This window comes from Streptomyces sp. NBC_00557, assembly GCF_036345995.1.
In the GTDB taxonomy this organism is placed as follows: Bacteria; Actinomycetota; Actinomycetes; order Streptomycetales; family Streptomycetaceae; genus Streptomyces.
In genome coordinates this window covers 989,129-1,011,767 of record NZ_CP107796.1, presented here as the reverse complement: position 1 = coordinate 1,011,767, position 22,639 = coordinate 989,129, and the positions used below count along the sequence as shown (strand labels likewise).

Annotated in this window: 20 protein-coding genes; 13 read left to right on the top strand and 7 right to left on the bottom strand. The window is 70.8% G+C overall.

The features are described 5' to 3' along the window. Positions 1 to 27: 27 nt before the first annotated feature. Complete coding sequence (locus OG956_RS03870; protein WP_330336504.1) at positions 28 to 792, bottom strand: bestrophin-like domain; 765 nt, start codon at positions 790 to 792, stop codon at positions 28 to 30. A gap of 32 nt (positions 793 to 824) precedes the next feature. Further along, complete coding sequence (locus OG956_RS03865; RefSeq protein ID WP_330336503.1) at positions 825 to 953, bottom strand: hypothetical protein; 129 nt, start codon at positions 951 to 953, stop codon at positions 825 to 827. A gap of 728 nt (positions 954 to 1,681) precedes the next feature. Between OG956_RS03865 and OG956_RS03860 the strand changes: the two genes are divergently transcribed. The 4 genes from OG956_RS03860 (at position 1,682) to OG956_RS03845 (ending at position 6,939) form a co-directional block, all read left to right on the top strand. Further along, positions 1,682 to 2,641 carry an SCO0930 family lipoprotein gene (locus tag OG956_RS03860; RefSeq protein ID WP_330336502.1) on the top strand — a complete coding sequence of 320 codons (960 nt, stop codon included), beginning with the start codon at positions 1,682 to 1,684 and terminating at the stop codon, positions 2,639 to 2,641. Positions 2,642 to 2,924: 283 nt separating this feature from the next. After that, positions 2,925 to 3,737, top strand: coding sequence for an SAM-dependent methyltransferase (locus OG956_RS03855; protein ID WP_330336501.1), 813 nt, complete (start codon positions 2,925 to 2,927; stop codon positions 3,735 to 3,737). Continuing rightward, positions 3,734 to 5,878: a putative bifunctional diguanylate cyclase/phosphodiesterase gene (locus OG956_RS03850; protein WP_330336500.1), complete on the top strand. Its 2,145-nt coding sequence runs from the start codon at positions 3,734 to 3,736 to the stop codon at positions 5,876 to 5,878. The genes OG956_RS03855 and OG956_RS03850 overlap by 4 nt, the downstream gene beginning before the upstream one ends. A 170-nt stretch (positions 5,879 to 6,048) precedes the next feature. Continuing rightward, a complete protein-coding gene (locus OG956_RS03845; RefSeq protein WP_330336499.1) occupies positions 6,049 to 6,939 on the top strand; it encodes an NAD(P)H-binding protein in 891 nt (296 codons plus the stop codon). An 11-nt stretch (positions 6,940 to 6,950) separates the two neighbouring features. Here OG956_RS03845 and OG956_RS03840 read toward each other — a convergent pair whose 3' ends face one another. Continuing rightward, the gene (locus OG956_RS03840) at positions 6,951 to 7,835 is read right to left on the bottom strand and encodes a LysR family transcriptional regulator (protein ID WP_330336498.1); all 885 of its coding nucleotides are present in this window, start codon (positions 7,833 to 7,835) and stop codon (positions 6,951 to 6,953) included. Positions 7,836 to 7,955: 120 nt separating this feature from the next. On the opposite strand from OG956_RS03840, the gene OG956_RS03835 reads away from it, so the two are divergent. From OG956_RS03835 to OG956_RS03800, 8 genes are all read left to right on the top strand, one after another. Continuing rightward, on the top strand, positions 7,956 to 8,627 hold the full coding sequence (locus OG956_RS03835) for a succinate dehydrogenase (protein ID WP_330342729.1): 672 nt from the start codon (positions 7,956 to 7,958) through the stop codon (positions 8,625 to 8,627). 1 nt (position 8,628) lies between these two features. Continuing rightward, positions 8,629 to 10,578, top strand: a complete 1,950-nt coding sequence (locus tag OG956_RS03830) for a fumarate reductase/succinate dehydrogenase flavoprotein subunit (RefSeq protein WP_330336497.1) — start codon at positions 8,629 to 8,631, stop codon at positions 10,576 to 10,578. Next, positions 10,575 to 11,324 carry a succinate dehydrogenase/fumarate reductase iron-sulfur subunit gene (locus OG956_RS03825; RefSeq protein WP_330336496.1) on the top strand — a complete coding sequence of 250 codons (750 nt, stop codon included), beginning with the start codon at positions 10,575 to 10,577 and terminating at the stop codon, positions 11,322 to 11,324. Before OG956_RS03830 ends, OG956_RS03825 begins: the two co-directional genes overlap by 4 nt. A 233-nt stretch (positions 11,325 to 11,557) precedes the next feature. Next, positions 11,558 to 12,328 (top strand): GNAT family N-acetyltransferase, encoded by a 771-nt coding sequence (locus OG956_RS03820; RefSeq protein WP_330336495.1) that lies wholly within the window; start codon positions 11,558 to 11,560, stop codon positions 12,326 to 12,328. Further along, entirely contained in the window at positions 12,328 to 13,224 is an 897-nt protein-coding gene (locus OG956_RS03815; RefSeq protein WP_330336494.1) for a lysophospholipid acyltransferase family protein, read from the top strand. Before OG956_RS03820 ends, OG956_RS03815 begins: the two co-directional genes overlap by 1 nt. A 266-nt stretch (positions 13,225 to 13,490) precedes the next feature. Then, positions 13,491 to 15,791 (top strand): NACHT domain-containing protein, encoded by a 2,301-nt coding sequence (locus OG956_RS03810; RefSeq protein ID WP_330336493.1) that lies wholly within the window; start codon positions 13,491 to 13,493, stop codon positions 15,789 to 15,791. After that, positions 15,788 to 16,447, top strand: a complete 660-nt coding sequence (locus tag OG956_RS03805; protein ID WP_330336492.1) for an HAD family hydrolase — start codon at positions 15,788 to 15,790, stop codon at positions 16,445 to 16,447. Before OG956_RS03810 ends, OG956_RS03805 begins: the two co-directional genes overlap by 4 nt. 21 nt (positions 16,448 to 16,468) lie before the next feature. Then, positions 16,469 to 18,013: a B12-binding domain-containing radical SAM protein gene (locus tag OG956_RS03800; RefSeq protein WP_330336491.1), complete on the top strand. Its 1,545-nt coding sequence runs from the start codon at positions 16,469 to 16,471 to the stop codon at positions 18,011 to 18,013. Between the two features lie 13 nt (positions 18,014 to 18,026). Here OG956_RS03800 and OG956_RS03795 read toward each other — a convergent pair whose 3' ends face one another. The 3 genes from OG956_RS03795 to OG956_RS03785 are packed head-to-tail and all read right to left on the bottom strand — an operon-like array spanning position 18,027 to position 21,665. Then, complete coding sequence (locus tag OG956_RS03795) at positions 18,027 to 20,357, bottom strand: excinuclease ABC subunit UvrA (RefSeq protein WP_330336490.1); 2,331 nt, start codon at positions 20,355 to 20,357, stop codon at positions 18,027 to 18,029. A gap of 29 nt (positions 20,358 to 20,386) precedes the next feature. Beyond that, positions 20,387 to 20,581, bottom strand: a complete 195-nt coding sequence (locus tag OG956_RS03790) for an antitoxin (RefSeq protein WP_330336489.1) — start codon at positions 20,579 to 20,581, stop codon at positions 20,387 to 20,389. Continuing rightward, positions 20,538 to 21,665, bottom strand: coding sequence for an LLM class flavin-dependent oxidoreductase (locus OG956_RS03785; RefSeq protein WP_330336488.1), 1,128 nt, complete (start codon positions 21,663 to 21,665; stop codon positions 20,538 to 20,540). The genes OG956_RS03790 and OG956_RS03785 overlap by 44 nt, the downstream gene beginning before the upstream one ends. 65 nt (positions 21,666 to 21,730) lie before the next feature. On the opposite strand from OG956_RS03785, the gene OG956_RS03780 reads away from it, so the two are divergent. Further along, positions 21,731 to 22,222, top strand: coding sequence for a phosphatase domain-containing protein (locus tag OG956_RS03780; protein ID WP_330336487.1), 492 nt, complete (start codon positions 21,731 to 21,733; stop codon positions 22,220 to 22,222). Between the two features lie 13 nt (positions 22,223 to 22,235). Here OG956_RS03780 and OG956_RS03775 read toward each other — a convergent pair whose 3' ends face one another. Then, positions 22,236 to 22,451 carry a dodecin gene (locus OG956_RS03775; RefSeq protein WP_330336486.1) on the bottom strand — a complete coding sequence of 72 codons (216 nt, stop codon included), beginning with the start codon at positions 22,449 to 22,451 and terminating at the stop codon, positions 22,236 to 22,238. Between the last annotated feature and the right edge of the window lie 188 nt (positions 22,452 to 22,639).

Below are 22,639 nucleotides of genomic sequence, written 5' to 3'. Positions count from 1 at the left end.
GGGACAGTGGCGCCGGGCGGCCGGGGGCTAGCCGGTGACGCCCGGGAACAGGTTCAGGAAGGGTTCCGCGGTCACCGCCATGCCCCGGCTGAAGGGGGCGTCGAAGTCCCAGATGAGGAACAGCATGAACGCGATGGTCGCGGAGAACAGGCCGGCGAGGATCAGTTCGCGTCTCGTACGCCGGATCTGCAGGGCGAACACCATGCCGACGGTGATCAGCGCCCCGGTGAGCAGCCCCCACCACACCACCGGCGGCATGGTGGACCCGGTGGAGCCGGCGCGGGCGTTGCGCGCCTGGTCGGCGGCGGCCGTCTGGTCCAGCAGCGGCTGGTAGGCCTGCGCCTCGAAGTCGTTCTTCGGCCGGTAGTCGGTGACGTCCTGACGGACCTTCCGCAGCAGCCGCGCGCCGCGGTCGGTGACGCGCCCGTCCCGGTACATCGTCGTCCACTCGTGGTGGACGACATCGCCGACATAGGTGTTGACATCGCTGCGGATCCGGTCACGGACATCCGGCGGATACACCCGGACCCGCTCCGAGATCTCGTGCAGCGCCTGTGCCTCGGACTGCACGTGGTCCTGCGCGGAGTTGCGGGCCTCCCACACGCCCGCGATGGCGAGACCCAGGACGATCGCGTACACGACGCCGATCCACATCGTCATGTACTCGATGACGTCCGGGGTCTCGCTGGGATCCTCGTCCTCGGGAGCCCGCTTGTGCCGCAGGACGGTGACGACCACCACCACGGCGCAGGCCGCGAGCATCGCGAGGACGAGAACAAGCCAATCCGGCAACGGATACCTCCAGAAGGTGAGGGGCCGGCGCGTCAGCGCGGGCGCAGGGCCGCGACGGCGACGATCGCCGGGACGGTGATGAGCAGCACGTAGGTGACCGGCGTGGTGTGGCGGGGCGCGACGTGCGCGGCGGGGTGCGGGTGGTACGCCGGGTAGGTCACCGGCGTCACCGACGGCCGCGGAGCGGGTTCCGGCTTCGGCGCGGGCGCCGGCTTCGGCGGTGGGGCAGGCGGGGGCGGGGGCTTGGGCGCGGGCGGTGCCGGGGCGGGCCGGGCCGGCGGGCGCGGCCTCGGCGCCGGTTTCGGCCGGGGCGGTTTCGGCACCGGCTTCGGTGTCGGCTTCGGTGGTGGCGGTGGTGGCGGTGGCGGCGTGGGGCTCGGCGGGCACGGGGACGGGGTGGGCGCCGGACAGGGCGGCGGGGGCGGCCAGTGGCCGCCGCCCGCGTAGGCCACCGCCGCCGTGCCGTCCGGTCCCGTCGAGGCGTACGCGCAGGCGTCGGCCGACGCGCTGCCCACGGGGCAGCCCACCAGCGTCCAGGCCAGCGTCACCAGGGCCAACAGTCGTGCGGCGGGCGCGCATCGGGTCACTTCGGGTCCATGCACGCCGAGATCATGTGTTGCGGGAAGGGGTCGTACGCCGCGGTCCTGCGGGTTTGCTCCGAAAGGGGGAGATGTCGCGACCGGTGGTTTGACGGGGTGAGCAGTGCGATCGGCCTGAAATGTGCGCCGGTACGGGCCGCGCACCGCCGGCCCCGGTCACAGGGTCCGGAAAGAAATTCCCGAAGAACTTCCCCTCCCCGTTGAACGCTTCCGCCCCCTCGATGCGTACCCATGACCGTGCGGCGGCGCGGCAGGCGCTGCAACAACCAGGCAGACATGGGGAGTTGGAGATGAAGACCTCCTGGCGGACCGCCTCGATGGTGGTCACAGCCGCCTCGGTGCTGGCGCTGACGACGGCGTGCGGTCAGGACAACGGCACCCCGTCCTCGGCGGCGCAGAACGTCGGGGCCACCGCGCCCGCGGGCAGCCCGACCACCGGCGCTGGCGCCGGCGCCGGCGCGGGCAACGGCTACGGCGCCGACGGCAACCAGAGTGCCGGCTCGCCGGCCCCGGCCGCCCCCGCGGGCAAGCTCACCGCGGACACCAACCCCACCCTGGGCAAGGTCGTGACCGACGGTTCCGGCCTCACCCTGTACCGGTTCGACCAGGACACCGCGAATCCGCCCAAGTCGAACTGCGAGGGCGCCTGCGCCACCACCTGGCCGCCGGTGCCGGCCGACGACGCCACGGCCGGCGCCGGCATCGACAAGTCGCTGCTCGGCGAGGTCACCCGCGCCGACGGCACCAAGCAGCTCACCATCGGCGGCTGGCCCGCCTACCGCTACGCCAAGGACGCCAAGGCTGGTGACGCCAAGGGCCAGGGCGTGGGCGGCAAGTGGTTCGCGCTGGCCCCGAACGGCAAGAAGGCCTCCCTGTCCTCCCTGCCCGGTCTGTCCGTCCGCAAGGACCCCAAGCTCGGCGACATCGTCGTCGACAGGAACGGCATGACCGTCTACCGCTTCCTCAAGGACAAGGCCTGGCCGAAGTCCGTCTCCAACTGCACCGGGGCCTGCCTGGAGAAGTGGCCGGCCGTCGGCATCGTCAAGGCCGACGACACCAAGGGCGTCCAGAAGAAGGGCCTGATGGGCTTCACCCGGCCCGACGGCGTGGAGCAGATGACGGTCGACTGCTGGCCGATCTACACCTTCTCCGGGGACAAGGCCCCCGGCGACACCAACGGTCAGGGCGTGGGCGGCACCTGGTACGCCGTCGCGCCCGACGGAAAGCCGGTCGGCGCGCCGGGCCACTAGATCACCTCCCCAGGGTCGATCGCCCCGCCCGACCCGGAGCGCCACCGAAGGTCCGCCCCCTCCGCACCGCAACGGAGGGGGCGGACCGCTGTGCGGGGTCCGGGCCCCCGCGGACGGCGTGCGCAAGACGGGCAAACCACGGCACACGCGACAGCGACTGCCCAGGCAGTGGCGGGGAACGGACGGGCAATTTCCGGTTCGGGTCGCCCCTTTGGCGGGCGATCAGTAGCCTCAGCTCGAACACGGGATCGCCTGCCCCTGCCGCCTACCCTGGGAGAGATACATGGAGCGCCCCGCCTGGGCCCCCCGGAGCATCGACATCTCGGTGCCGAGCGTCTCGCGGATCTACGACTTCTACCTGGGCGGATCGCACAACTTCGAGGTGGACCGGGAAGCGGCCCGCAAGGCGATGGAGTTCATGCCGGGCCTGCCCAAGATCATGCAGGCCAACCGGGCGTTCATGCGCCGCGCCGTCCGGTTCGCGGCAGCCGAGGGCATCACGCAGTTCCTCGACATCGGCTCCGGCATCCCGACGTTCGGCAACGTCCACGAGGTGGCCCAGGCGGCCGTACCGGGCGCCCGCGTGGTCTACGTCGACCACGACCCGGTGGCCGTCGCGCACAGCGAGGCGGTGCTTGCGGGCAACGACGACGCGGACGTGGTCGCCGCGGACCTGCGCAAGCCGCAGGAGATCCTCGCCAGTTCCCAGGTGGAGCGGCTGATCGACCTGAACCGTCCGGTCGCCCTGCTCCTCGTTGCCATACTGCACTTCGTGGAAGACGCGGACGACCCCTACGGTGCGGTGGCCGAGCTGCGCGACGCGCTCGCGCCCGGCAGCCTGCTGATCCTGACCCATGCCTCGTACGAGGGAATCCCGCTGCCCGCCGAGCGGGCCGAGGGCGCGGTGGACGTATACAGGGGCATTCGCAATCCGCTCATCATGCGCTCGCGCGAGGAGATCGCGCGGTTCTTCGAGGGGTACGACATGGTGGAACCGGGACTGGTGCCGATGCCGCTCTGGCGGCCGGAGTCGGCGCCGGAGGACGAGGACCCGTTCGCCTTCTCCGGATTCGCCGGCGTGGGGCGTACGGCGTGAGCGCCGAGCCGGACGGGCCGGAGGACAGACTGCGCCGGTTCACGACGATCTGGAGCCGGGCGGTCTACCCGGTGACCTCGACGTCGCTGACCCGTCAGGAGTTCGAGGAGCAACTGCTGCCGCTCGCACGCCGGCTGAGCGAGCTGCTGCGGGCCCGCGTCTTCGACGGGGAGGGCGCCAAGGCGATCGGCGCCGCCCTGGTCACCGCGCACTGCACCGACCCCGAGGCGCTCACCCGCACCCTGGACTGCGTCGACGCCTATCTGGTCCTGTACTGCGCGGGCGACGGCCCCCAGGACGAACCGCGCCTGCGCTGCTCGCGGTTGCAGCACGCGATGGCCGCCGGGTACGCCGAGGCGCTGCGCGCGCGCACGCTCGCCGAGCAGGAGTCGATCGCCCAGGCCGCGCTCAGGGCCCAGGGGGTGGTCGCGCAGGCCCTGCACGCCAGCGAGGCCCGCTTCCGCGCGGTGTTCGAGGGCGCGGCCATAGGGATCGGCATCGCCGACCTCGACGGCAACGTGCTGCAGGTCAACAAGGCGCTGCTGCGCATGTTCGGGCTCTCCGACCAGGCCCTGCGCGGCCGCCGCGTGCAGGACTGGGTGCACCCCGAGGACGCGCCGCAGACCTGGAAGCTCTACGACGAGCTCGTCCGCGGCGAGCGCGAGCACTACCACCTCGAGAAGGCCTTCAACCGCCCCGACGGAACGGTCCTGTGGACCAACCTGACGGTCTCCCTGCTGCGCGACGCCGACGGCGATCCGCAGTACCAGCTCGCGCTCATGGAGGACACCACCGAGCGCCGGCTGCTCAACCTGAGGCTGCGCTACGAGGCCACCCACGACGCGCTCACCGGCCTGCCCAACCGCACGCTGTTCTTCGAGCGCCTGGAGAAGGCGCTGAACGCGGGCGAGGGCCAGCGCTTCGGCCTGTGCTACCTGGACCTGGACGGCTTCAAGACCATCAACGACAGCCTCGGGCACGCGGCCGGCGACCGGCTGCTGGTGGAGGTCGCCGACCGGCTGCAGTCCTGCGCGACCGCGCCCGGCGAGATGGTCGCGCGGCTCGGCGGCGACGAGTTCGTGGCGCTGACCACCGGGCCGGGCACCGAGCGCAAGGTCGACGAACTCGCCGACCGCATCATGAACGCCCTCGTCACGCCCGTCAGCATCGACGGCCGCGACCTGCTGGTGCGCGGCAGCCTCGGCATCGTCGAGGGCCCGGCGGGCGAGCGTACGGCCGCGGAGGTCCTGCGCAGCGCCGACATCACCATGTACCGGGCCAAATCGGCGGGCGGCAACCGCTCCGAACTCGCCGACCCCGAGGCCGACGCGCGCGCGATCACCCGGCACGGCCTGACCACGGCGCTGCCGACCGCCCTGGAGCGCGGCGAGTTCTTCATCGAGTACCAGCCGCTGGTCCACCTCGGCGACGGCAGCGTCCGGGGCGCGGAGGCCCTGGTCCGCTGGCTGCACCCGCAGCACGGCGTCCTCGGCCCCGACCGCTTCATCCCGCTCGCCGAGCACACCGGCCTGATCGTCCCGCTCGGCCGCTGGGTGCTGGAGGAGTCGATCCGGCAGGCCCGCGCCTGGCGAGAACGGCACGGCGCGGAGAAGGCCGCGGGGCCCCTGCGCATCAACGTCAACCTGTCGCCGTGCCAGCTCAGTCATCCGGGCCTCGTCCAGGACACGGTCGACATCCTGGAGCGCGCGGGCGTCGCCCCCGACGCCCTGTGCCTGGAGGTCACCGAGTCCGCGCTCATCGGCGCCGACGACGACCTGCTCAAACCGCTGCACCGGCTCGCCGAGATGGGCGTCGACATCGCCCTGGACGACTTCGGCACGGGCTACTCCAACCTCGCCAACCTGCGCCGCCTGCCGGTGCGGGTCCTCAAGCTGGACCGCTCCTTCACCCAGGGCATGCAGCGGTTCCCCGCCGACCCCGTCGACCTGAAGATCGTCGAGGGCATCGTCTCCCTCGCCCACAGCCTCGACCTCGCGGTCACCGTCGAGGGCGTGGAGACCGGCGCCCAGGCCGAACAGCTCCGCATCCTGGGCTGCGACACGGCCCAGGGCTGGTACTACGCGAGACCCGGTCCACCGGAGAGGCTCCACGAACTGGCCCTGGCGGACGCCACGGGCTGACCGTCACCGCCCGCGCGGACCGGCCGGGGCCACGGCTCCCGCCGCCTTCGGTATTGCCCTGAGGGCAACAACCGTGAGCCGGCCGGTCCTTCAGTTCCGTGACGGCCCGGGGCAGGCTCGGGCACGCAGATCACTGCGTGTCCAGACCACCTGTTTCCCGCGGAGACCCCATGATCCTCGTCACCACTCCCACCGGCCAGATCGGCAGCCGCGTGCTCGGCCGCCTCCTCGACGCGCCGGACGCGGCCGGCCCGGTCCGTGTGATCGTCCGGGACCCCGGTCGCCTGTCCCCGGCGGTGCGCGCCCGCGTCGAGGCCGTTCCCGGCTCGCACGCGGACCCCGACGTCGTCGCCAAGGCCTGCGCGGGCGTCGACCGGGTGTTCTGGCTCGTGCCGCCGTCGCTCACCGTGGACAGTCTCGAAGGCCACTTCGAGGACTTCACCCGGCCCCTCGTGGACGCCATCGCGACCCAGGGCGTCGAACGGGTCGTCGGCGTCTCCACCCTCGGCCGCGGGATCGCCGAGAACGCCGGGCAGATCTCCGTGACCCTGGCGATGGACGAGGCGATCCGGGCGACCGGCGTCCACCACCGGGCGCTGTGCCCGCCGTACCTCATGGAGAACCTGCTCCGGCAGGCCGCCGCGATCCGCGACGGCGGCACCCTCACCATGGCGGCGCGCGGCGACCGGGTGCTGCGCACCTGCACCACCCGGGACATCGGCGACACGGCGGCGCGGCTGCTGCTGGACGGCTCCTGGACCGGCCAGGCCGACGTGCCGACGGTCGGCCCGGACGAGCTGACCCCCGAGGACATGGCACGGGTCGTCTCCGAGGTGCTGGAGAGGCCGGTCCGCTTCCAGGAGGTCACTCCCGAGGAGCAGAAGGCGGCGCTGCTCGCGCACGGCGCCGCCGAGGCCGCGGCACAGGGACTGACCGACATGGTCCGCGCCCTCGCCGCCCAGGGCTTCTACGGCGCCTCCGCCCCGCGCACCCCCGACACGGCGCCCACCGGTTTCCGCCAGTGGTGCGAGGAGGTGCTGAGGCCGGCCGTCCTCGGCTGACGGCGGACCGCTCAGCGCTCCAGCAGCATCCGCTGGAGTTCCCGCGCGGCCCGGGGCGGAGCCACGTCGCTGCGGTGGGCCAGGGCGATGGTCCGCTGCAGCCCCGGCCGGGCGAGCGGGGTCACCCTGAGGCCCTGCCCGGACCGGGTGGCCACCATCCGGGGGACGACGGCCAGGCCCAGCCCCGCCCGCACGAACCCCAGCACCGCGTCCATCTCCCCGCCCTCCACGGCGAACTCCGGCTCGAACCCGGCGGAGCGGCACGCGGCGACGGTGAGTTCCCTGAGGTCGTAGCCGTGCCGGAACATCACCAGCCGCTCGCCCTCCAGGTCGGCGATGCGCACCGCCCGCTCGCCCCGGCCGGGCGCCGGCGCCTCGGGGGAGGAGACCACCACCAGTTCCTCCCGCAGCAGCTCCACCGTCGACAGCGCGGGCGCCGGGGTCGGCAGCGGCAGCACGATCAGCGCCAGGTCCAGCGCGCCCCGTGCCAGTTCCCGCACCAGGTCGTGCGAGCCGCCCTCCTCGACCAGCAGCCGGATGCCGGGGTAGCGGTCGTGGAAGGCGCGCAGCACATCGGGGAGCAGGCCCGTGCACAGGCTCGGCGTCGCCCCCAGCCGCACCCGGCCCCGGCGCAGCTGCGCCAGCTCCTGCACCTCCTGCCGCGCGGTGTCCGCGTCGGCCAGGATGCGGCGGGCCAGCGGCAGCAGCGCCTCGCCCGCGTCGGTGAGCGTGATGTTGCCCCGGGCGCGCAGGAACAGATCCGCGCCCAGCTCCCGCTCCAGCGCCTTGATCTGCTGGGACAGCGACGGCTGGGCGACATGGACCAGCTCGGCGGCCCGGGTGAAGTGCCGGGTCTCGGCCACGGCGACGAAGTACTGGAGCTGCTGGAACTGCATCCAGCGAGCATAGCCTGCGCCTATGGAAACGAGCCGTACCATGTCTTGGACCGATCGGGACCTTCGGTCCTAGCGTGCTGTTCCATGGCTCTGGCAACGCGGACGGACCGACGGCCGTCCATGGCGCGCACGATGTGGGACTCCTCCGTCGGCAAGAAGACGGTGATGGCCGTCAGCGGCGTGATCATGCTGCTGTACCTGGTCGCCCATGTGATCGGCAACCTGAAGATCTTCTTCGGCGCGGGCGAGTTCAACCACTACGCCCACTGGCTGCGCACCGTCGGCGAACCCTTCATGCACTACGAGTGGACGCTCTGGCTCATCCGGGTCGTGCTGGTCGTCGCCGTGGTCGCCCACGCCACCTCCGCCTACCAGCTCAGCCGCCGCGACATCAGGGCCCGGCCCAGCAAGTACGTGCACACAAGGCCCCGGGCGAGCTACGCCACCCGCACCATGCGCTGGGGCGGGATCATCCTCGGCCTGTTCATCGTCTGGCACGTCCTGGACCTGACCACCGGCACCGTGCACCCGGGCCACTTCCGCAGCGGGCACCCGTACCAGAACGTCGTCGACGACTTCTCCCACTGGTACAGCAACGTCATCTACATCGTCGCGATGCTCGCGCTCGGCCTGCACATCCGGCACGGCTTCTGGAGCGCCGCCCAGACCCTCGGCGTCGGTAGCCGCGCCCGCGACCGCGCCCTGAAGACCGTCGCCAACGTCCTCGCGCTGCTGCTCACGGCCGGCTTCATCGCCGTACCCGTGGGCGTCATGACCGGAGTGGTGAGCTGACATGACCGCATACCTGAACTACGCGACGGGCGAGCCGGTCGCCGACACCAAGGCGCCGTCGGGACCGATCCACGAGCGCTGGGACAAGCGCCGCTTCGAGGCCAAGCTGGTCAACCCCGCCAACCGGCGCAAGCACACGGTCATCGTCGTCGGCACCGGGCTCGCCGGCGGCTCGGCGGGCGCCACCTTGGCCGAGCAGGGCTACCAAGTCGTCCAGTTCTGCTACCAGGACTCGCCGCGCCGCGCCCACTCCATCGCCGCGCAAGGAGGCATCAACGCGGCGAAGAACTACCGCAACGATGGCGACTCGATCCACCGCCTGTTCTACGACACCGTCAAGGGCGGCGACTTCCGCGCCCGCGAGTCCAACGTCCACCGGCTCGCGCAGATCTCGGTGGAGATCATCGACCAGTGCGTGGCGCAGGGCGTGCCCTTCGCCCGCGAGTACGGCGGTCTGCTCGACACCCGCTCCTTCGGCGGCGTCCAGGTCTCCCGCACCTTCTACGCCCGCGGCCAGACGGGCCAGCAGCTCCTGCTCGGCGCCTACCAGGCGCTCAGCCGGCAGATCGCCGCGGGCAACGTGGAGATGCACCCGCGCACCGAGATGCTGGACCTGATCGTGGTCGACGGCCGGGCCCGCGGCATCGTGGCCCGCGACCTGATCACCGGGAGGATCGACACGTACTTCGCGGACGCCGTCGTCCTCGCCTCCGGCGGTTACGGCAACGTGTTCTACCTGTCGACCAACGCGATGAACTCCAACGCGACCGCGATCTGGCGGGCGCACCGGCGCGGCGCGTACTTCGCCAACCCCTGCTTCACGCAGATCCACCCGACCTGCATCCCGCGCACCGGCGACCACCAGTCCAAGCTGACGCTGATGAGCGAGTCGCTGCGCAACGACGGCCGGATCTGGGTGCCCAAGGCCAAGGGCGACACCCGCCCGCCCAACGAGATCCCCGAGGACGAGCGCGACTACTACCTGGAGCGCATCTACCCCTCCTTCGGCAACCTGGTCCCGCGCGACATCGCCTCCCGCGCCGCCAAGAACGTCTGCGACGAGGGCAGGGGGGTCGGCCCCGGCGGTCAAGGCGTCTACCTGGACTTCGCCGACGCCATCAGGCGCATGGGCCGGGCGGCGGTCGAGGCCAAGTACGGCAACCTCTTCGACATGTACCAGCGGATCACCGACGAGGATCCGTACGAGGTGCCGATGCGGATCTACCCGGCCGTGCACTACACGATGGGCGGCCTGTGGGTCGACTACGACCTGCAGACCACCATCCCGGGCCTGTTCGCGATCGGCGAGGCCAACTTCTCCGACCACGGCGCCAACCGGCTCGGCGCCTCCGCGCTGATGCAGGGCCTCGCCGACGGCTACTTCGTGCTGCCGGCCACCCTGAACGACTACCTGGCCCGCAACCCGCGCACCGAGGAGATCACCCCGGACCACCCGGTGGTCCAGGAGGTGCTCGCCGAGACCGAGGACCGGCTGAACCTGCTGCTGTCCGTCGACGGCGACCGCACCCCCGACTCCTTCCACCGCGAACTCGGCGAACTGATGTGGGAGTTCTGCGGCATGGCCCGCACCGACTCCGGGCTGCGCAAGGCCCTGGAGCGCATCCCGCAGATCCGCGAGGAGTTCTGGCGGCGCATCAAGGTCCCCGGCACCGGCGAGGAGCTGAACCAGTCGCTGGAGAAGGCCAACCGGATCGTCGACTACCTGGAACTCGCCGAGCTGATGTGCCTCGACGCGCTGCACCGCACCGAGTCCTGCGGCGGCCACTTCCGCGAGGAGTCCCAGACCCCGGACGGCGAGGCCGCCCGCAAGGACGACGAGTTCGCCTACGCCGCCGCCTGGGAGTTCACCGGCACCGGCGAGGCCCCCGTCCTGCACAAGGAAGACCTGGTCTTCGAGTACGTCCACCCCACCCAGCGGAGCTACGCATGAAGCTCACCCTGCGCGTCTGGCGCCAGAAGAACGCCGACGCCGAAGGCGCCATGTCCACGTACGAGGTGGACGGCATCTCGTCCGACATGTCCTTCCTGGAGATGCTGGACGTCCTCAACGAGCAGCTCATCCTCTCCGGCGAGGAACCCGTCGCCTTCGACCACGACTGCCGCGAGGGCATCTGCGGCGCCTGCTCCCTCGTGATCAACGGCGAGGCGCACGGCCCGGAGCGCACCACCACCTGCCAGCTGCACATGCGGTCCTTCAAGGACGGCGACACCATCGACATCGAGCCCTGGCGGGCCGCCGCGTTCCCGGTGATCAAGGACCTGGTCGTCGACCGGTCCGCGTTCGACCGGATCATCCAGGCCGGCGGCTACATCACCGCGCCCACCGGATCCGCCCCGGAGGCGCACGCCACGCCGGTGCCGAAGGCCGACGCCGACTACGCCTTCGAGCACGCCGAGTGCATCGGCTGCGGGGCGTGCGTGGCCGCCTGCCCCAACGGCGCGGCGATGCTGTTCACCTCCGCCAAGGTCAACCACCTCAACGTGCTGCCGCAGGGCGCGCCCGAGCGGGAGACACGGGTGCTGGACATGGTCGCGCAGATGGACGCGGAGGGCTTCGGCGGCTGCACCCTCGCCGGGGAGTGCGCCACCGCGTGCCCCAAGGGCATCCCCCTGATGTCCATCACGAACATGAACAAGGAGTGGCTGCGGGCCACCCGCAAGGCGGGCAAGCGGTAGCCCCACCGCACAGCAGACGTTCGTCGCACGGACGAACGGGCGGGGCCGGGGATGGTGCTCACCGGCCCCGTCTCGTTTCCCGTGATCGCCGGGCCCCCGGCGTTCAACATCCCCACATCCGCTCTCCCGGCACACGTCACGCGCACGCCAACCGGCGTCGGAAGAACAGGAGCGGCGGGCCGTACACGGCGCCCGCCGTCCTCGCCGAACCGGCCCGTGACCAGGAGAGAGCCATGACCGGCGTTTCCACCCTCGACCGCCCCCCGCAGCCCGCCGCACCGGCCCGCTACACCGTCACCCTCGCCCGCGACGAGGACGACGTGCGGGCCGCGCAGCGGCTGCGGCACGACGTCTTCGCCGGTGAGATGGGGGCCCTGCTGGCCACGCCGCAGCCGGGACACGACATCGACGCCTTCGACGCGTACTGCGACCACCTGCTGGTGCGCGACACCGGCACCGGACAGGTCGTCGGCACCTACCGGCTGCTGCCGCCGGAGCGGGCCGCCGTCGCCGGCCGGCTCTACTCGGAGGGCGAGTTCGAGCTGGGGGCGCTCGATCCGATCCGGCCCGGACTGGTCGAGGTCGGCCGCTCCTGCGTGCACCCCGACCACCGCGACGGCGCCGTCATCAGCCTGATCTGGGCCGGAATAGCCCGCTACATGGCCGACCGCGGGCACGAGTGGCTCGCGGGCTGCTGCTCGGTGCCGCTCGCCGACGGCGGCACCCTCGCGACGGCCACCTGGGAGCGGGTGCGCGTCAAGCACCTGGCCCCCGAGGAGTTCCGGGTACGGCCGCTGCTGCCGTGGATCCCGAACGCCGAGGCCCCCACGGGCCACAGCGAGCTGCCCGCCCTGCTGCGCGGCTACCTGCGCCTCGGCGCCTGGGTGTGCGGCGAGCCCGCGCACGACCCCGACTTCGGGGTCGCCGACCTGTACGTGCTGCTGTCGATGCGCCGGATCAACCCGCGCTATCTGCGGCACTTCCTCTCCCTCGTGCCGGCCTGATGAGCGTCTGGCTGCCCGCCGCGCCCTGCACCCCGGGCCACTGCGTGGAGCCGGTCCCGGCCGCGGCGGCCGTACCCCGCGCCGTGCTGCGGCTGACGGCGGTCGCGGTCCTGGTCCTGACCGGGATCGCGCTGTCCCCGCTCGGTGGGAGGATCCCCGCCGGGTGGGTCGGGCGGTGGTGCCGGGCGATCGTGCGGGCCGCCGGGGTCCGGGTCCGCGTCACCGGCGCCGCCGCACCGGCCGCCGGACTGCTGCTGGTCGCCAACCACGTCTCCTGGCTGGACATCCCGTTGCTGACCGCCGTACGCCCGGCCCGGATGCTCGCCAAGAGCGAGATCCGGCAGTGGCCGGTGGCGGGCGCGCTGGCCGCCCGGGGCGGCGCCCTGTTCATCGAGCGGGACCGGATCCGGGCCCTGCCCGAGACGGTCGCCCGGATCGCCGATGCGCTGCGCGAGGGTGCGGCCGTGGCAGCGTTCCCCGAGGGCAGCACCTGGTGCGGGCGCGCCCACGGCCGCTTCCGCCGGGCCGTCTTCCAGGCCGCGCTGGACGCGGGCGTGCCCGTGCAGCCGGTCGCCCTGCGCTACCGGCAGGCGGACGGCGGACCCGGCACCGCGGCGGCGTTCGTCGGCGAGGACACCCTGCTCGCCTCCCTGTGGCGGGTGGCCCGCTCCCGGGGCCTGATCGCGGAGGTGGAGGTACGGCCGCCGATCCCGCCGGGCACCCACCCCGACCGCCGGACCCTCGCCCACGCGGCCCAGCCGCTCACCACCGAGCCGGCCTGGACCCATACGGCCCTGGTCACCGGCCACGCCCTGGCCGCTCGGCCGCTGCCCGGGCCTCGGCCCGGCCTGCCGGACCCCGCCCCCCGGCCAGAGCACCCCCGCACGGCCCGCTGACGGCACCTCCGACAGGGGCCCACCATCGAGCGAACCACCTCGATCGCCGAACCTGCCACCCTTACTGACGATGCCACCGCCGCCAAGTGGGGCACCATGTCGTAGAAGTGCCTCATGTGCTCGGACCAATCCATTGTTTCTCCCCGAAAAACGAGCTGCCGAATGCGATCGGCCGACACCGCTCCGGGTCGGCCAAATCCAGTCAACAGGAGCCTCTTGGACACGGGCTGGTTGTTGCCTGGTCACCAGGCGGGCATCATCGGGTCATGGCGGTCGAGATGGGGGCACCCGACGTTTCGCACGACGACGTCGAGACCCTGACAATCGATCTTCGACTTCTCAGAGAACGAGGCCTGACCGCCGTCCGTGATCTCTCACTTCCCGCACTCGGCACAGCGGTGAGAAAAGTCCATGGCGTTACCGACGACCTGCCGGTGTCGTCGGGAATGATCCAGCGTCTTCTTTCCGTCGCGGTGGACAGATTGGGCGGTGATCGGGCAGGGGAAGCCGCCCAATACTGTTTCGGCCTTGTGCAGGGTACGAAGTTCTGGCCGGCCGCTCAGCGGAGAAGAGCAGCAGCGCAGGCTCAGGGCGTCAGCGTGGAGCGTTTCCGCAAGGGGTACGAGCCACTGATCATCCGCCAAGTGGCAGAGGAGATCAGCGCGCTTGTCGCCGAGGCGCTGGAAACGGCCGGCGCTCAGGCGACCGCGCCGCCTTCCGGGCGTACAGACGGCTGGACGGTTGCCGAAGAGCTGTCACAGGACACCGACGGAATACGTGCCGCGTCGGCTGTTCTCGTCGGCCGCCTGGGCCGGCGCCGAACGGCGTACCCGTTGGACATGAGCCTCGGTGAACTGGTTCGCTCGGGACTCGCTGTCGACACCCGGATCGAACACTACTCACCGCGAGGCCAGTCGCCGGGTCCGGCCACGGTGCAGTTGCCGGGGGTCCTCGGCTCTGGCCGCTCGTGCCTGGTCCTGGGGGAGCCGGGGGCAGGCAAGACCCTCGTGCTCTACCGCGTGGCGCTGGCCTGTGCAGAGGCGGGCCTGGTTCCCGTCGTGCTGCGTGCGGGCGATGTCGAGCAGTTGGGGACCGATCCCACGTGGCTGAGTGTGTCGCAGGCCGCACCGGGCGCGGTCGTGGTGCTTCTCGACGGGCTGGACGAGGCGCTGACCGCCTGGACACATGTCGACACCCTCCCGTCGCTCCTCACCGATACACTCTCCCGCTTTCCGTGCATGGTGACGTCACGTACGCGTGATTTCGAAAGCTCTGCTCTTCTTCATCAGGCGGATGTGGTGTTCGACGAGATCTACCGGATCGAGCCCTGGCGTGTGACAGAAGAATTCAGGGAGTACGTCGAGCGCCTGCGCGGCGCGGGAAAGCTGCCGAACCCTGACCTGTACGAGGTGGTGCGGCAGTCGCCGGGGTTGGCTCGTGTGGCCAGTCGTCCCCTGCACGCACGCATGTTGACCTTTGTGAGCGAGGGCGACGTCCTCGACGGTTTCAGCGACAGCATCACTCTTTACGGGGAGTATGTGGCCAAGTTGGCGCGCATCGCCGACGGTGACATGCGGCGCCGCTCGTACACGATGAGTGAGAGTGTGTTCAGGCTGTGGCAGCGGTTCGCCTGGGAAGTGCACCGGCATGGCTCGCACGCAGAGGTGGCCGTCGACCTGAAGCCGATCGAGGGAGCGCTCCAGGAGTTCGGCCCGACAGGGTGTGTGCGAAGCGCGCTGGATTACATCCTGGACCGGCGTGAAACCGCCGGCCGTGAAGTCGGAGAATTCATCCACTACTCCTTCTACGAGTACTTGCTGGCCGGGCATGTGGCGGAGGTGTTGACCGCACACGCCACTCCGGAGTCCATCGTGGAGGCCTGCCGGCTCGATCTGAGCCGTGAGATGCGGCACTACCTGATCGGCCAACTACGGAGTGCGCCGTCGAACGAGGTCTCACGCAATCTCGCGAACGCGTACGGACTGGCGCGCGTCTGCAGAGGACTGAGCCCGGAAGAGACGCTGATCGCCTGCAACCTGATCAGTTACCTGATCTCGCGGACCGCTACCGAGCCCGTCGCGAAGCTGCGCACCGTGCTGGCCGACGAAGAGCATCCGTTTCTTCGGGTCTCGTTGTGGTGGGGTCTGTGCCATCTCGGCGACTCGTACGGGTTGACAGAATTCTGGCATGCCCTGGAACAGAACACGGACATCAGGGAAATCACGCCGGGGTACGTTCTCTACTATTACGGTGATCTACCCAGGACCGCAGATCCCCCTTACCGTGACTCCGCTCCCTATCGCCCATTGGTTCTCACGCCCGGTAGAGTGCTGCGCATGCTGCGGGATCCGCAATACGCGGCAACCATCCCACCCACGCGTCAATTTGTCGACATGTACTCATTTGCCGATGTGATGAAAGTACGCGACGCGGGTGTTGCGGAGCGGGATAGGGTTCAGCTTCTCGCACTGGTCCGCGGGCTGGCGGACGCCGGCATCGACGGAGTGCTCGTGAGAGGACTCGCGGCCGTGATCGGTGAGCTACGACTGCTTGAGGAGACTGAATGAAACAGCTTTTCGTCTGGGACCTGCACGGTACCTTAGAGCAGGGCAACGACCGTGCCGTGGTCGATGTGTCCAATCGGGTGCTGGAACGTCACGGGTACCAGGAACGGTTCACGTACGAGGACGGCATGAAGCTGTACGGCAGCAAGTGGTACGAGTACTTCCAGTGGCTGCTGCCGCAGGAGTCGTACCCGACGTGGTCCCGGCTTCAGGACGACTGCTTCGACCTGTCCCAATCAGACATAACGCTTCAGTGCAGGTGGCTGCAGCCGTCCGACTACGCACTGGATGTGCTGAGGTCGATCGCCCAGCACGCGGACTGGGATCAGATTCTCATCTCCAACACCCGCGCTGCGAACCTGAAGATCTTCATCGACGCGCTCGGGATCGCACCCTTCTTTCCGGAGGGTTCGCGCTATGCGGTCGACGGCCATGCCGCGCAGGAGCGAGCGACAAAGAAGGGAGTCCTGCGTGACCACTTGAAGAACAGGCACTACGACCGCCTGGTCTTCATCGGCGACTCGCCCAGTGATATGCGTCTGAAGGAAGTGGCGGGCGGTACCAGTTACCTGTACGCACACGCGGACTTCCCCTTCCGGAAGTGCGAAGCGGACTACAGAATCAGAGACCTCCGCGCGATCCTGGAACCTCGCAACTGACACCGAACCGGGGGGATGAGGGTGAAGTCTCTGTCGTCAGGTTCCGGCTTCCAAAGCCCCGGCATGGTAGTGATTCCTCCGCCTTCCCCTTCGGACACCAATCCGCCGCTCGGGCCGGCCGTGCTGGCGCGGGTGGCGGAGCAGCAGGGTGTGCACCTGAGCGTGGTCGATTTGAACATCGCCTACGTCAATCGGTTTCGCGACACTGCTCGTCGGCGACCCAGCCACGCCCTGGGCGATCACGGCAAGGACCGCGCCCTCGTCCAGGCCGCCGCGCGTGAACTCTTCTCCTGTTTCGGACTGGCTCAGGAACGGCCCTTGTTCCTGCCGACAGGCGAGCAACCGATCGCAGGTATGCACTACGCGTTCGACACGCTTGACCGGTGCCTCACGCAGGTGGCCTCGGAGGGCGCACTGTCGGCATGGCTCGAGGAAACGCTCTTCGGACGTCCTGACTGGCCACCCAGGGTGTTCGGGGTGTCCCTCATGGGGCCCTCCCAGGTCTTTGTCGGCTTGCTGCTTCTGCAGTTGGTGAAGCAGCGTCACCCCGAGATCGTCACCGTCGTCGGCGGCAGCCACGTCACTCTCCTCGGGCAGTCGATGCACACGGACGCGCGCTACCGGCGTCACATCGATGTCGTGCTGCCCGGCCACTGCGAGGACGCGTTCGTCCGGCTGCTGAGGAATCCAGACGAGACGCCGGGGCGCGTCGGACGGCATCCCAGCACAACGGCGCGGCCGCACGGCAAGACGGTCCTCCCGTCCGAGCCCGCTTTTGCGTACACACCCCTTTTCACGTCTGCGCAACTGGCTCTCTATCCGCAGGACCGTTTGACACTGCCGGTGCAGTTCACGCGTGGGTGCGTCTACGGCCGCTGCACGTTCTGCACCTATCCGCAGGTGGAACCGGAGACGACCGACCTGTACGAGAACCCTGCCGTCGACGCACTGGCCGAGCTGACGGAAACTCACGGCATCCGGCGTTTCTCCTTGAAGGACTCGCTGCTGACGTCGGTGATGATGGAGCGTCTTGCCCGAGCGTTGCTGGCTCGCCGACAGGCCGTCGAATGGAGCGCCACGACCAAGGTGACGAGGCGGCTCACCCACTCGGCTGCTCTGCTGGCCGAGTCGGGGCTGCGCACAGTGGAGCTCGGAGTCGAGACCGTCAGCCCCCGTGGGCAACTGCTGATCGACAAGCGAGCGCGACTGGCGGACATCGAGGCAGTGGTCACGGCACTCACCGGCCAGGGCATAGTCGTTGTGGTCAACCTGATCTTCGGTTTACCGGGGGAGACCCTCGAAGAGGCCGACCACCAGCTGCACTGGTTGAAGGACATGCAACGTGCCACCGGTGGCCGCATCGACTTCTCACTCAACATGCTGCAGATCGTCCGCGGCTCCCCCCTGGCCGCGAGGCCGGGTGCTGCCCCGCTCCTGGGGATCGCTCCCTGGGCCTACAGCTACGCCTGGGAGCGTCCGGACTGGGTCACACAGTTCGCCGACCGCATCGCCGATCTGGAACTCGCCGATCCCGTGCGGCCGGAAAAGCCCTCGGACGCCGGCTGAAGCCGACAGGGTCTCAGGGCATGACCCGCGCCAGATAAGGCGCCGTGACGCTGCCTTCGGTCCGGGACACGCGGGCCGGAGTTCCCGTTGCCACGATCCGGCCGCCCCGGTCGCCCCCGCCGGGGCCCAGGTCGATCACCCAGTCCGCGCCGGCCACCACCGTCATGTCGTGCTCGACCACCACGACCGTGTGCCCGGCGTCGACCAGCCCGTGCAGCCGGTCCATCAGCACCTCGACGTCGGCCGGGTGCAGCCCGGTGGTCGGCTCGTCCAGCAGGTAGAGGGTGTGGCCGCGCCGGCCGCGCTGCAACTCGCCGGCCAGCTTGATCCGCTGGGCCTCGCCGCCGGACAGCTCGGTCGCCGGCTGGCCGAGCCGCAGATAGCCGAGGCCCACGTCGAGCAGGGTGCCGAGGCTGCGGGCGGCGGCCGGGATGTCGTCGAAGAACTCCGCCGCGGCCTCCACCGTCAGGTCCAGCACCTCGGCGATGCTCCGTCCCCGGTACGTCACCTCCAGCGTCCCGGGGTTGTAGCGGGCGCCGCCGCAGTCCGGGCAGGGTGCGTACGTGCTGGGCAGGAAGAGAAGCTCCACGCTGACGAACCCCTCGCCCTGGCAGGTCTCGCAGCGCCCCCCGGCGACGTTGAAGGAGAACCGCCCGGCGCCGAAGCCGCGGGCCCGCGCCTCCTCGGTGCCGGCGAACACCTTGCGCACCACGTCGAACAGGCCGGTGTAGGTGGCCAGGTTGGAGCGCGGGGTACGCCCGATCGGCCGCTGGTCGACCCGGACCAGCCGGTCCACGCCCGCCGGCTCCTGCGCCAACTCCCCGATCAGCGTGGACTTCCCGGAACCGGAGACCCCGGTCACGGCGGTGAAGACGCCGAGCGGGAACTCGGCCGTCACCGCGCGCAGGTTGTGCCGGGTCACCGGGCCGACCTTCAGCCAGCCGCGCGGCGCCCGGACTTCACGCGCCGGTCCGGGCGACTCGTCGAAGAGGTACGCGGCGGTCGCCGACTCCTGCACCGACGCCAGTTCGGCCGGCGGCCCGCTGTAGAGCACCCGCCCGCCGTGCTCGCCCGCGCCGGGGCCCACGTCCACCAGCCAGTCGGCGCCGCGCACCACGTCCAGGTGGTGCTCCACCACGAACACCGAGTTGCCCGCGGCCTTCAGCCGGTCCAGCACGGTCAGCAGCGCCTCGGTGTCCGCCGGGTGCAGCCCGGCGGACGGCTCGTCCAGCACGTACACCACGCCGAACAGCCCGGACCGCAACTGCGTGGCCAGCCGCAGCCGTTGCAGCTCGCCCGCCGACAGGGTGGGGGTGGAGCGGTCGAGGCTGAGATAGCCGAGGCCCAGCTCGACCACCGGCGCGATGCGGGACCTGAGGTCCTCGGTGAGGACGCGGGCCGTCTCGTCCCGGCCGTGCAGCAGGCCCGCCAGGTCGGTCAGCGGCAGCGCGGCCAGTTCGGCGATGGTCCGGCCGCCGAACGTCACCGCCAGCGCCTCCGGCCGCAGCCGGCTGCCCCCGCACACGCGGCACGGCGCGCTGGTGAGGAACCGCTCCGCCTTCGCCCGCAGGGACGCCGACCTGGTGTCCGAGAAGGTCTTCAGCACATACCGGCGGGCACTCGTGTACGTGCCCTGGTACGGCCGCTGGATCCGGCCGGCGTCACGGACGGGGTGCACGGTGACGACCGGCTGCTCGTCCGTGAACAGGATCCACTCCCGCTGCTCGGCGGGCAGTTCGCGCCAGGGCCGGTCCACGTCGTAGCCGAGCGCGTCGAGGATGTCGCGCAGGTTCTTGCCCTGCCAGGCGCCGGGCCAGGCGGCGATGGCGCCCTCGCGGATGGACAGCGAGGGGTCCGGGACCAGCGACTCCTCGGTGGTGTCGTGCACCAGGCCCAGGCCGTGGCACTCCGGGCAGGCGCCGGACGCGGTGTTCGGCGAGAACGCGTCCGAGTCGAGCCGCTCGGCGCCCGGCGGATACTCCCCGGCGCGGGAGAACAGCATGCGCAGGGAGTTGGAGAGATTGGTGACCGTGCCCACCGAGGAGCGCGAGGTGGGGGCCGCGCGCCGCTGCTGCAGCGAGACCGCGGGCGGCAGCCCGGTGATCTCGCCGACCTTGGGCGCTGCGACCTGGTGGATCAGCCTGCGCGCGTACGGCGCCACCGACTCGAAGTACCGCCGCTGCGCCTCGGCGTAGATCGTGCCGAACGCCAGCGACGACTTCCCCGAGCCGGACACACCGGTGAACACGGCCAGTGCGTCCCGTGGGATGTCCACGTCGACGCCCTTGAGGTTGTGCTCGCGGGCGCCGCGGACACGGACGCAGGGATCGTGCGGGCTGTGCATAGGGGGGAGACTCTACCCGCCCCCGTTCACTAGGACTGCGGCGGGTTGTCCTGGTTCGGGCGGGTGCCGAACTCGTCCCTCATCCTGTCCTGCGCGGTGTCGACCTGCGACTGGTACTTGTTCCCGGTGCGCTGGTCGACGTAGTCGCCGCCCTTGCCGATGCCCTTGTCGGCCATGCCCTCATGGCCCTTGAGCATGCCCTTGATCCTGTCCATGAAGGACATGGCAGCCCTCCTCGTCGCTTGAGGCTTCCCCTCCCAGGTTCCCCGTGCGCGACAGGGTTCGCATCTCGGGGTCTGTTCGGTGGCCGGGTGCGAAGAGCGCGGCGAGCCGCCGGAAGGAGTCCAGCAGGGCCGTACGGTCGTAGGAGCTGGTGGTGACGAGGACCTCGTCGGCGCCGGTCTCCTTCAGCACCGTCTCCAGCTCGTGCGCCACCTGCTCCCCGGTGCCCGCGATGTGCCCGGCGAGGTGCGAGGTGTACAGGTCGCGCTCCTTCGCGGTCATCGGCCGGGCCTCGATCTCCTCGGCCGGCGCGAGCGGCGGGAAGGCGCCGTGGGTGCGGGAGTACGCCATCGACCAGGCCTCCGGGACCAGCAGCCGCCGCGCCTCCGCCTCGGTGCCGGCGACCGCGACCGTGCCCGAGATCACGACGTACGGCTCGGCCGCCCACGGGGAGGGGCGGAACAGCGCGCGGTACTGGTCGATGCCGCGCAGCATCCGCTCGCGGGCGCGCAGATCGCCGATCACCATCGGCAGCCCGGCATGCGCCGCCATCCGTGCGCCCTCGCCCATGGCCAGCACGAACGGCGGGATCCGCAGGCCTTCGGAGGGGCGGGCGTGCACCCCGGCCGGCGAGCCGCCCTCGAACCAGGCCAGCAGCTCGCCCAGCTGCGTCCCGAAGTCTCCGGCGGCCTCCTTGTCCCGGCCGAGGGCCTTGCGCACTCCGTCGGTGAAGCCGACGGACCGCCCGAGCCCCATGTCGATCCGGCCGGGGAACAGCGACTCCAGGACGCCGAACTGCTCGGCGACGACGAGCGGTTGGTGGTTGGGGAGCATGACACCGCCGGTGCCGACCCGGATCGTCCGGGTGGCCGAGGCCACCGCGGCGGCCAGCACGGTCGGCGCGGAACCGGCGACGCCGGGCACCCCGTGGTGCTCGGAGACCCAGAACCGGTGGTAGCCGAGCGCCTCCGCCTCCCGCGCCAGCGCGACGGTGTCCCGCAGCGCCTCGCCGGGCGGACGCCCCTCCCGGATGCGGGAGCGGTCGAGGACGGAGAACCGGGTCCGGGCGATCAGTGTGCTGCTCACCCATTGTTCAACGCTCTGACGAGAGGGGAATTCCTGGCTTGCCGGCGCCTGGCTAAGGTGGTCCGGTGACCGACAGCACCCGGCGTCCGCTCGCCGTGTTCGACCTCGACAACACCCTGGCCGACACCGCCCACCGGCAGCACTTCCTGGAGTCGAGGCCGAAGAACTGGGCCGCCTTCTTCGCGGCGGCGCCCGCGGATCCGCCCCTCGCCGAGGGCGTCGCGCTGGCCCTGGACAGCGCCCGGGAGTGCGAGGTGGTGTATCTCACCGGCCGCCCCGAGCGGTGGCGGCGCGACACACTGGACTGGCTCGCGGCCCATGGGCTGCCCGAGGGACGCGTGTACATGCGGAGCAACGCCGACCGCAGGCCCGCCCGGTTCACCAAGCTGGAGATCCTGCGCCGGCTCGCCGAGGACCGCGAGATCCGTGTCCTCGTGGACGACGACGAGATGGTCTGCGACGACGCCGAGCGCGCCGGGTTCACCGTCGTACGTGCCCGCTGGGCCGCGAAGTCCGCGGCGCTTCAGGAGGCTCAGGAGCGAGAGGGCCGCACCTGACGCCGGGAGGCGGTCAGTCCGCGTCCTCGATGCGGAAGCCCACCTTCAGCCCCACCTGGTAGTGCTCGATCCGCCCGTTCTCGATCTGCCCGCGAACCTCCGTCACCTCGAACCAGTCGAGGTTGCGCAGGGTCTGGTCGGCGCGCGCGATGCCGTTGCGGATGGCCTGGTCGATGCCCTCGTGCGACGTGCCGACGATCTCGGTGACCCGGTAGGTGTGGTTCGTCATGAGGGTGCTCCTCTCGTGTCACGCCGTACTCCACCGTGCCCCATCCCCGGCCCGCCCGCACGGTGTCCGGCGCCTACGCGGGTAGCCCTCGGCCCCCTTGACCCTCCGCATTGGTCCATACCAAAATCCAGCACACCCGTACGAGCGGCGCCGCTCGTCCCCCACGTCGGGCCCCCACGCCTGTCCGC

Coding starts and splice junctions, on each gene's coding strand:
- OG956_RS03830 (WP_330336497.1), top strand. CDS start 8,629: ATGACCGCATACCTGAACTACGCGACGGGCGAGCCGGTCGCCGACACC.
- OG956_RS03835 (WP_330342729.1), top strand. CDS start 7,956: ATGGCGCGCACGATGTGGGACTCCTCCGTCGGCAAGAAGACGGTGATG.
- OG956_RS03820 (WP_330336495.1), top strand. CDS start 11,558: ATGACCGGCGTTTCCACCCTCGACCGCCCCCCGCAGCCCGCCGCACCG.
- OG956_RS03805 (WP_330336492.1), top strand. CDS start 15,788: ATGAAACAGCTTTTCGTCTGGGACCTGCACGGTACCTTAGAGCAGGGC.
- OG956_RS03825 (WP_330336496.1), top strand. CDS start 10,575: ATGAAGCTCACCCTGCGCGTCTGGCGCCAGAAGAACGCCGACGCCGAA.
- OG956_RS03810 (WP_330336493.1), top strand. CDS start 13,491: ATGGCGGTCGAGATGGGGGCACCCGACGTTTCGCACGACGACGTCGAG.
- OG956_RS03840 (WP_330336498.1), bottom strand. CDS start 7,835: ATGCAGTTCCAGCAGCTCCAGTACTTCGTCGCCGTGGCCGAGACCCGG.
- OG956_RS03815 (WP_330336494.1), top strand. CDS start 12,328: ATGAGCGTCTGGCTGCCCGCCGCGCCCTGCACCCCGGGCCACTGCGTG.
- OG956_RS03845 (WP_330336499.1), top strand. CDS start 6,049: ATGATCCTCGTCACCACTCCCACCGGCCAGATCGGCAGCCGCGTGCTC.
- OG956_RS03790 (WP_330336489.1), bottom strand. CDS start 20,581: ATGTCCTTCATGGACAGGATCAAGGGCATGCTCAAGGGCCATGAGGGC.
- OG956_RS03860 (WP_330336502.1), top strand. CDS start 1,682: ATGAAGACCTCCTGGCGGACCGCCTCGATGGTGGTCACAGCCGCCTCG.
- OG956_RS03775 (WP_330336486.1), bottom strand. CDS start 22,451: ATGACGAACCACACCTACCGGGTCACCGAGATCGTCGGCACGTCGCAC.
- OG956_RS03795 (WP_330336490.1), bottom strand. CDS start 20,357: ATGCACAGCCCGCACGATCCCTGCGTCCGTGTCCGCGGCGCCCGCGAG.
- OG956_RS03855 (WP_330336501.1), top strand. CDS start 2,925: ATGGAGCGCCCCGCCTGGGCCCCCCGGAGCATCGACATCTCGGTGCCG.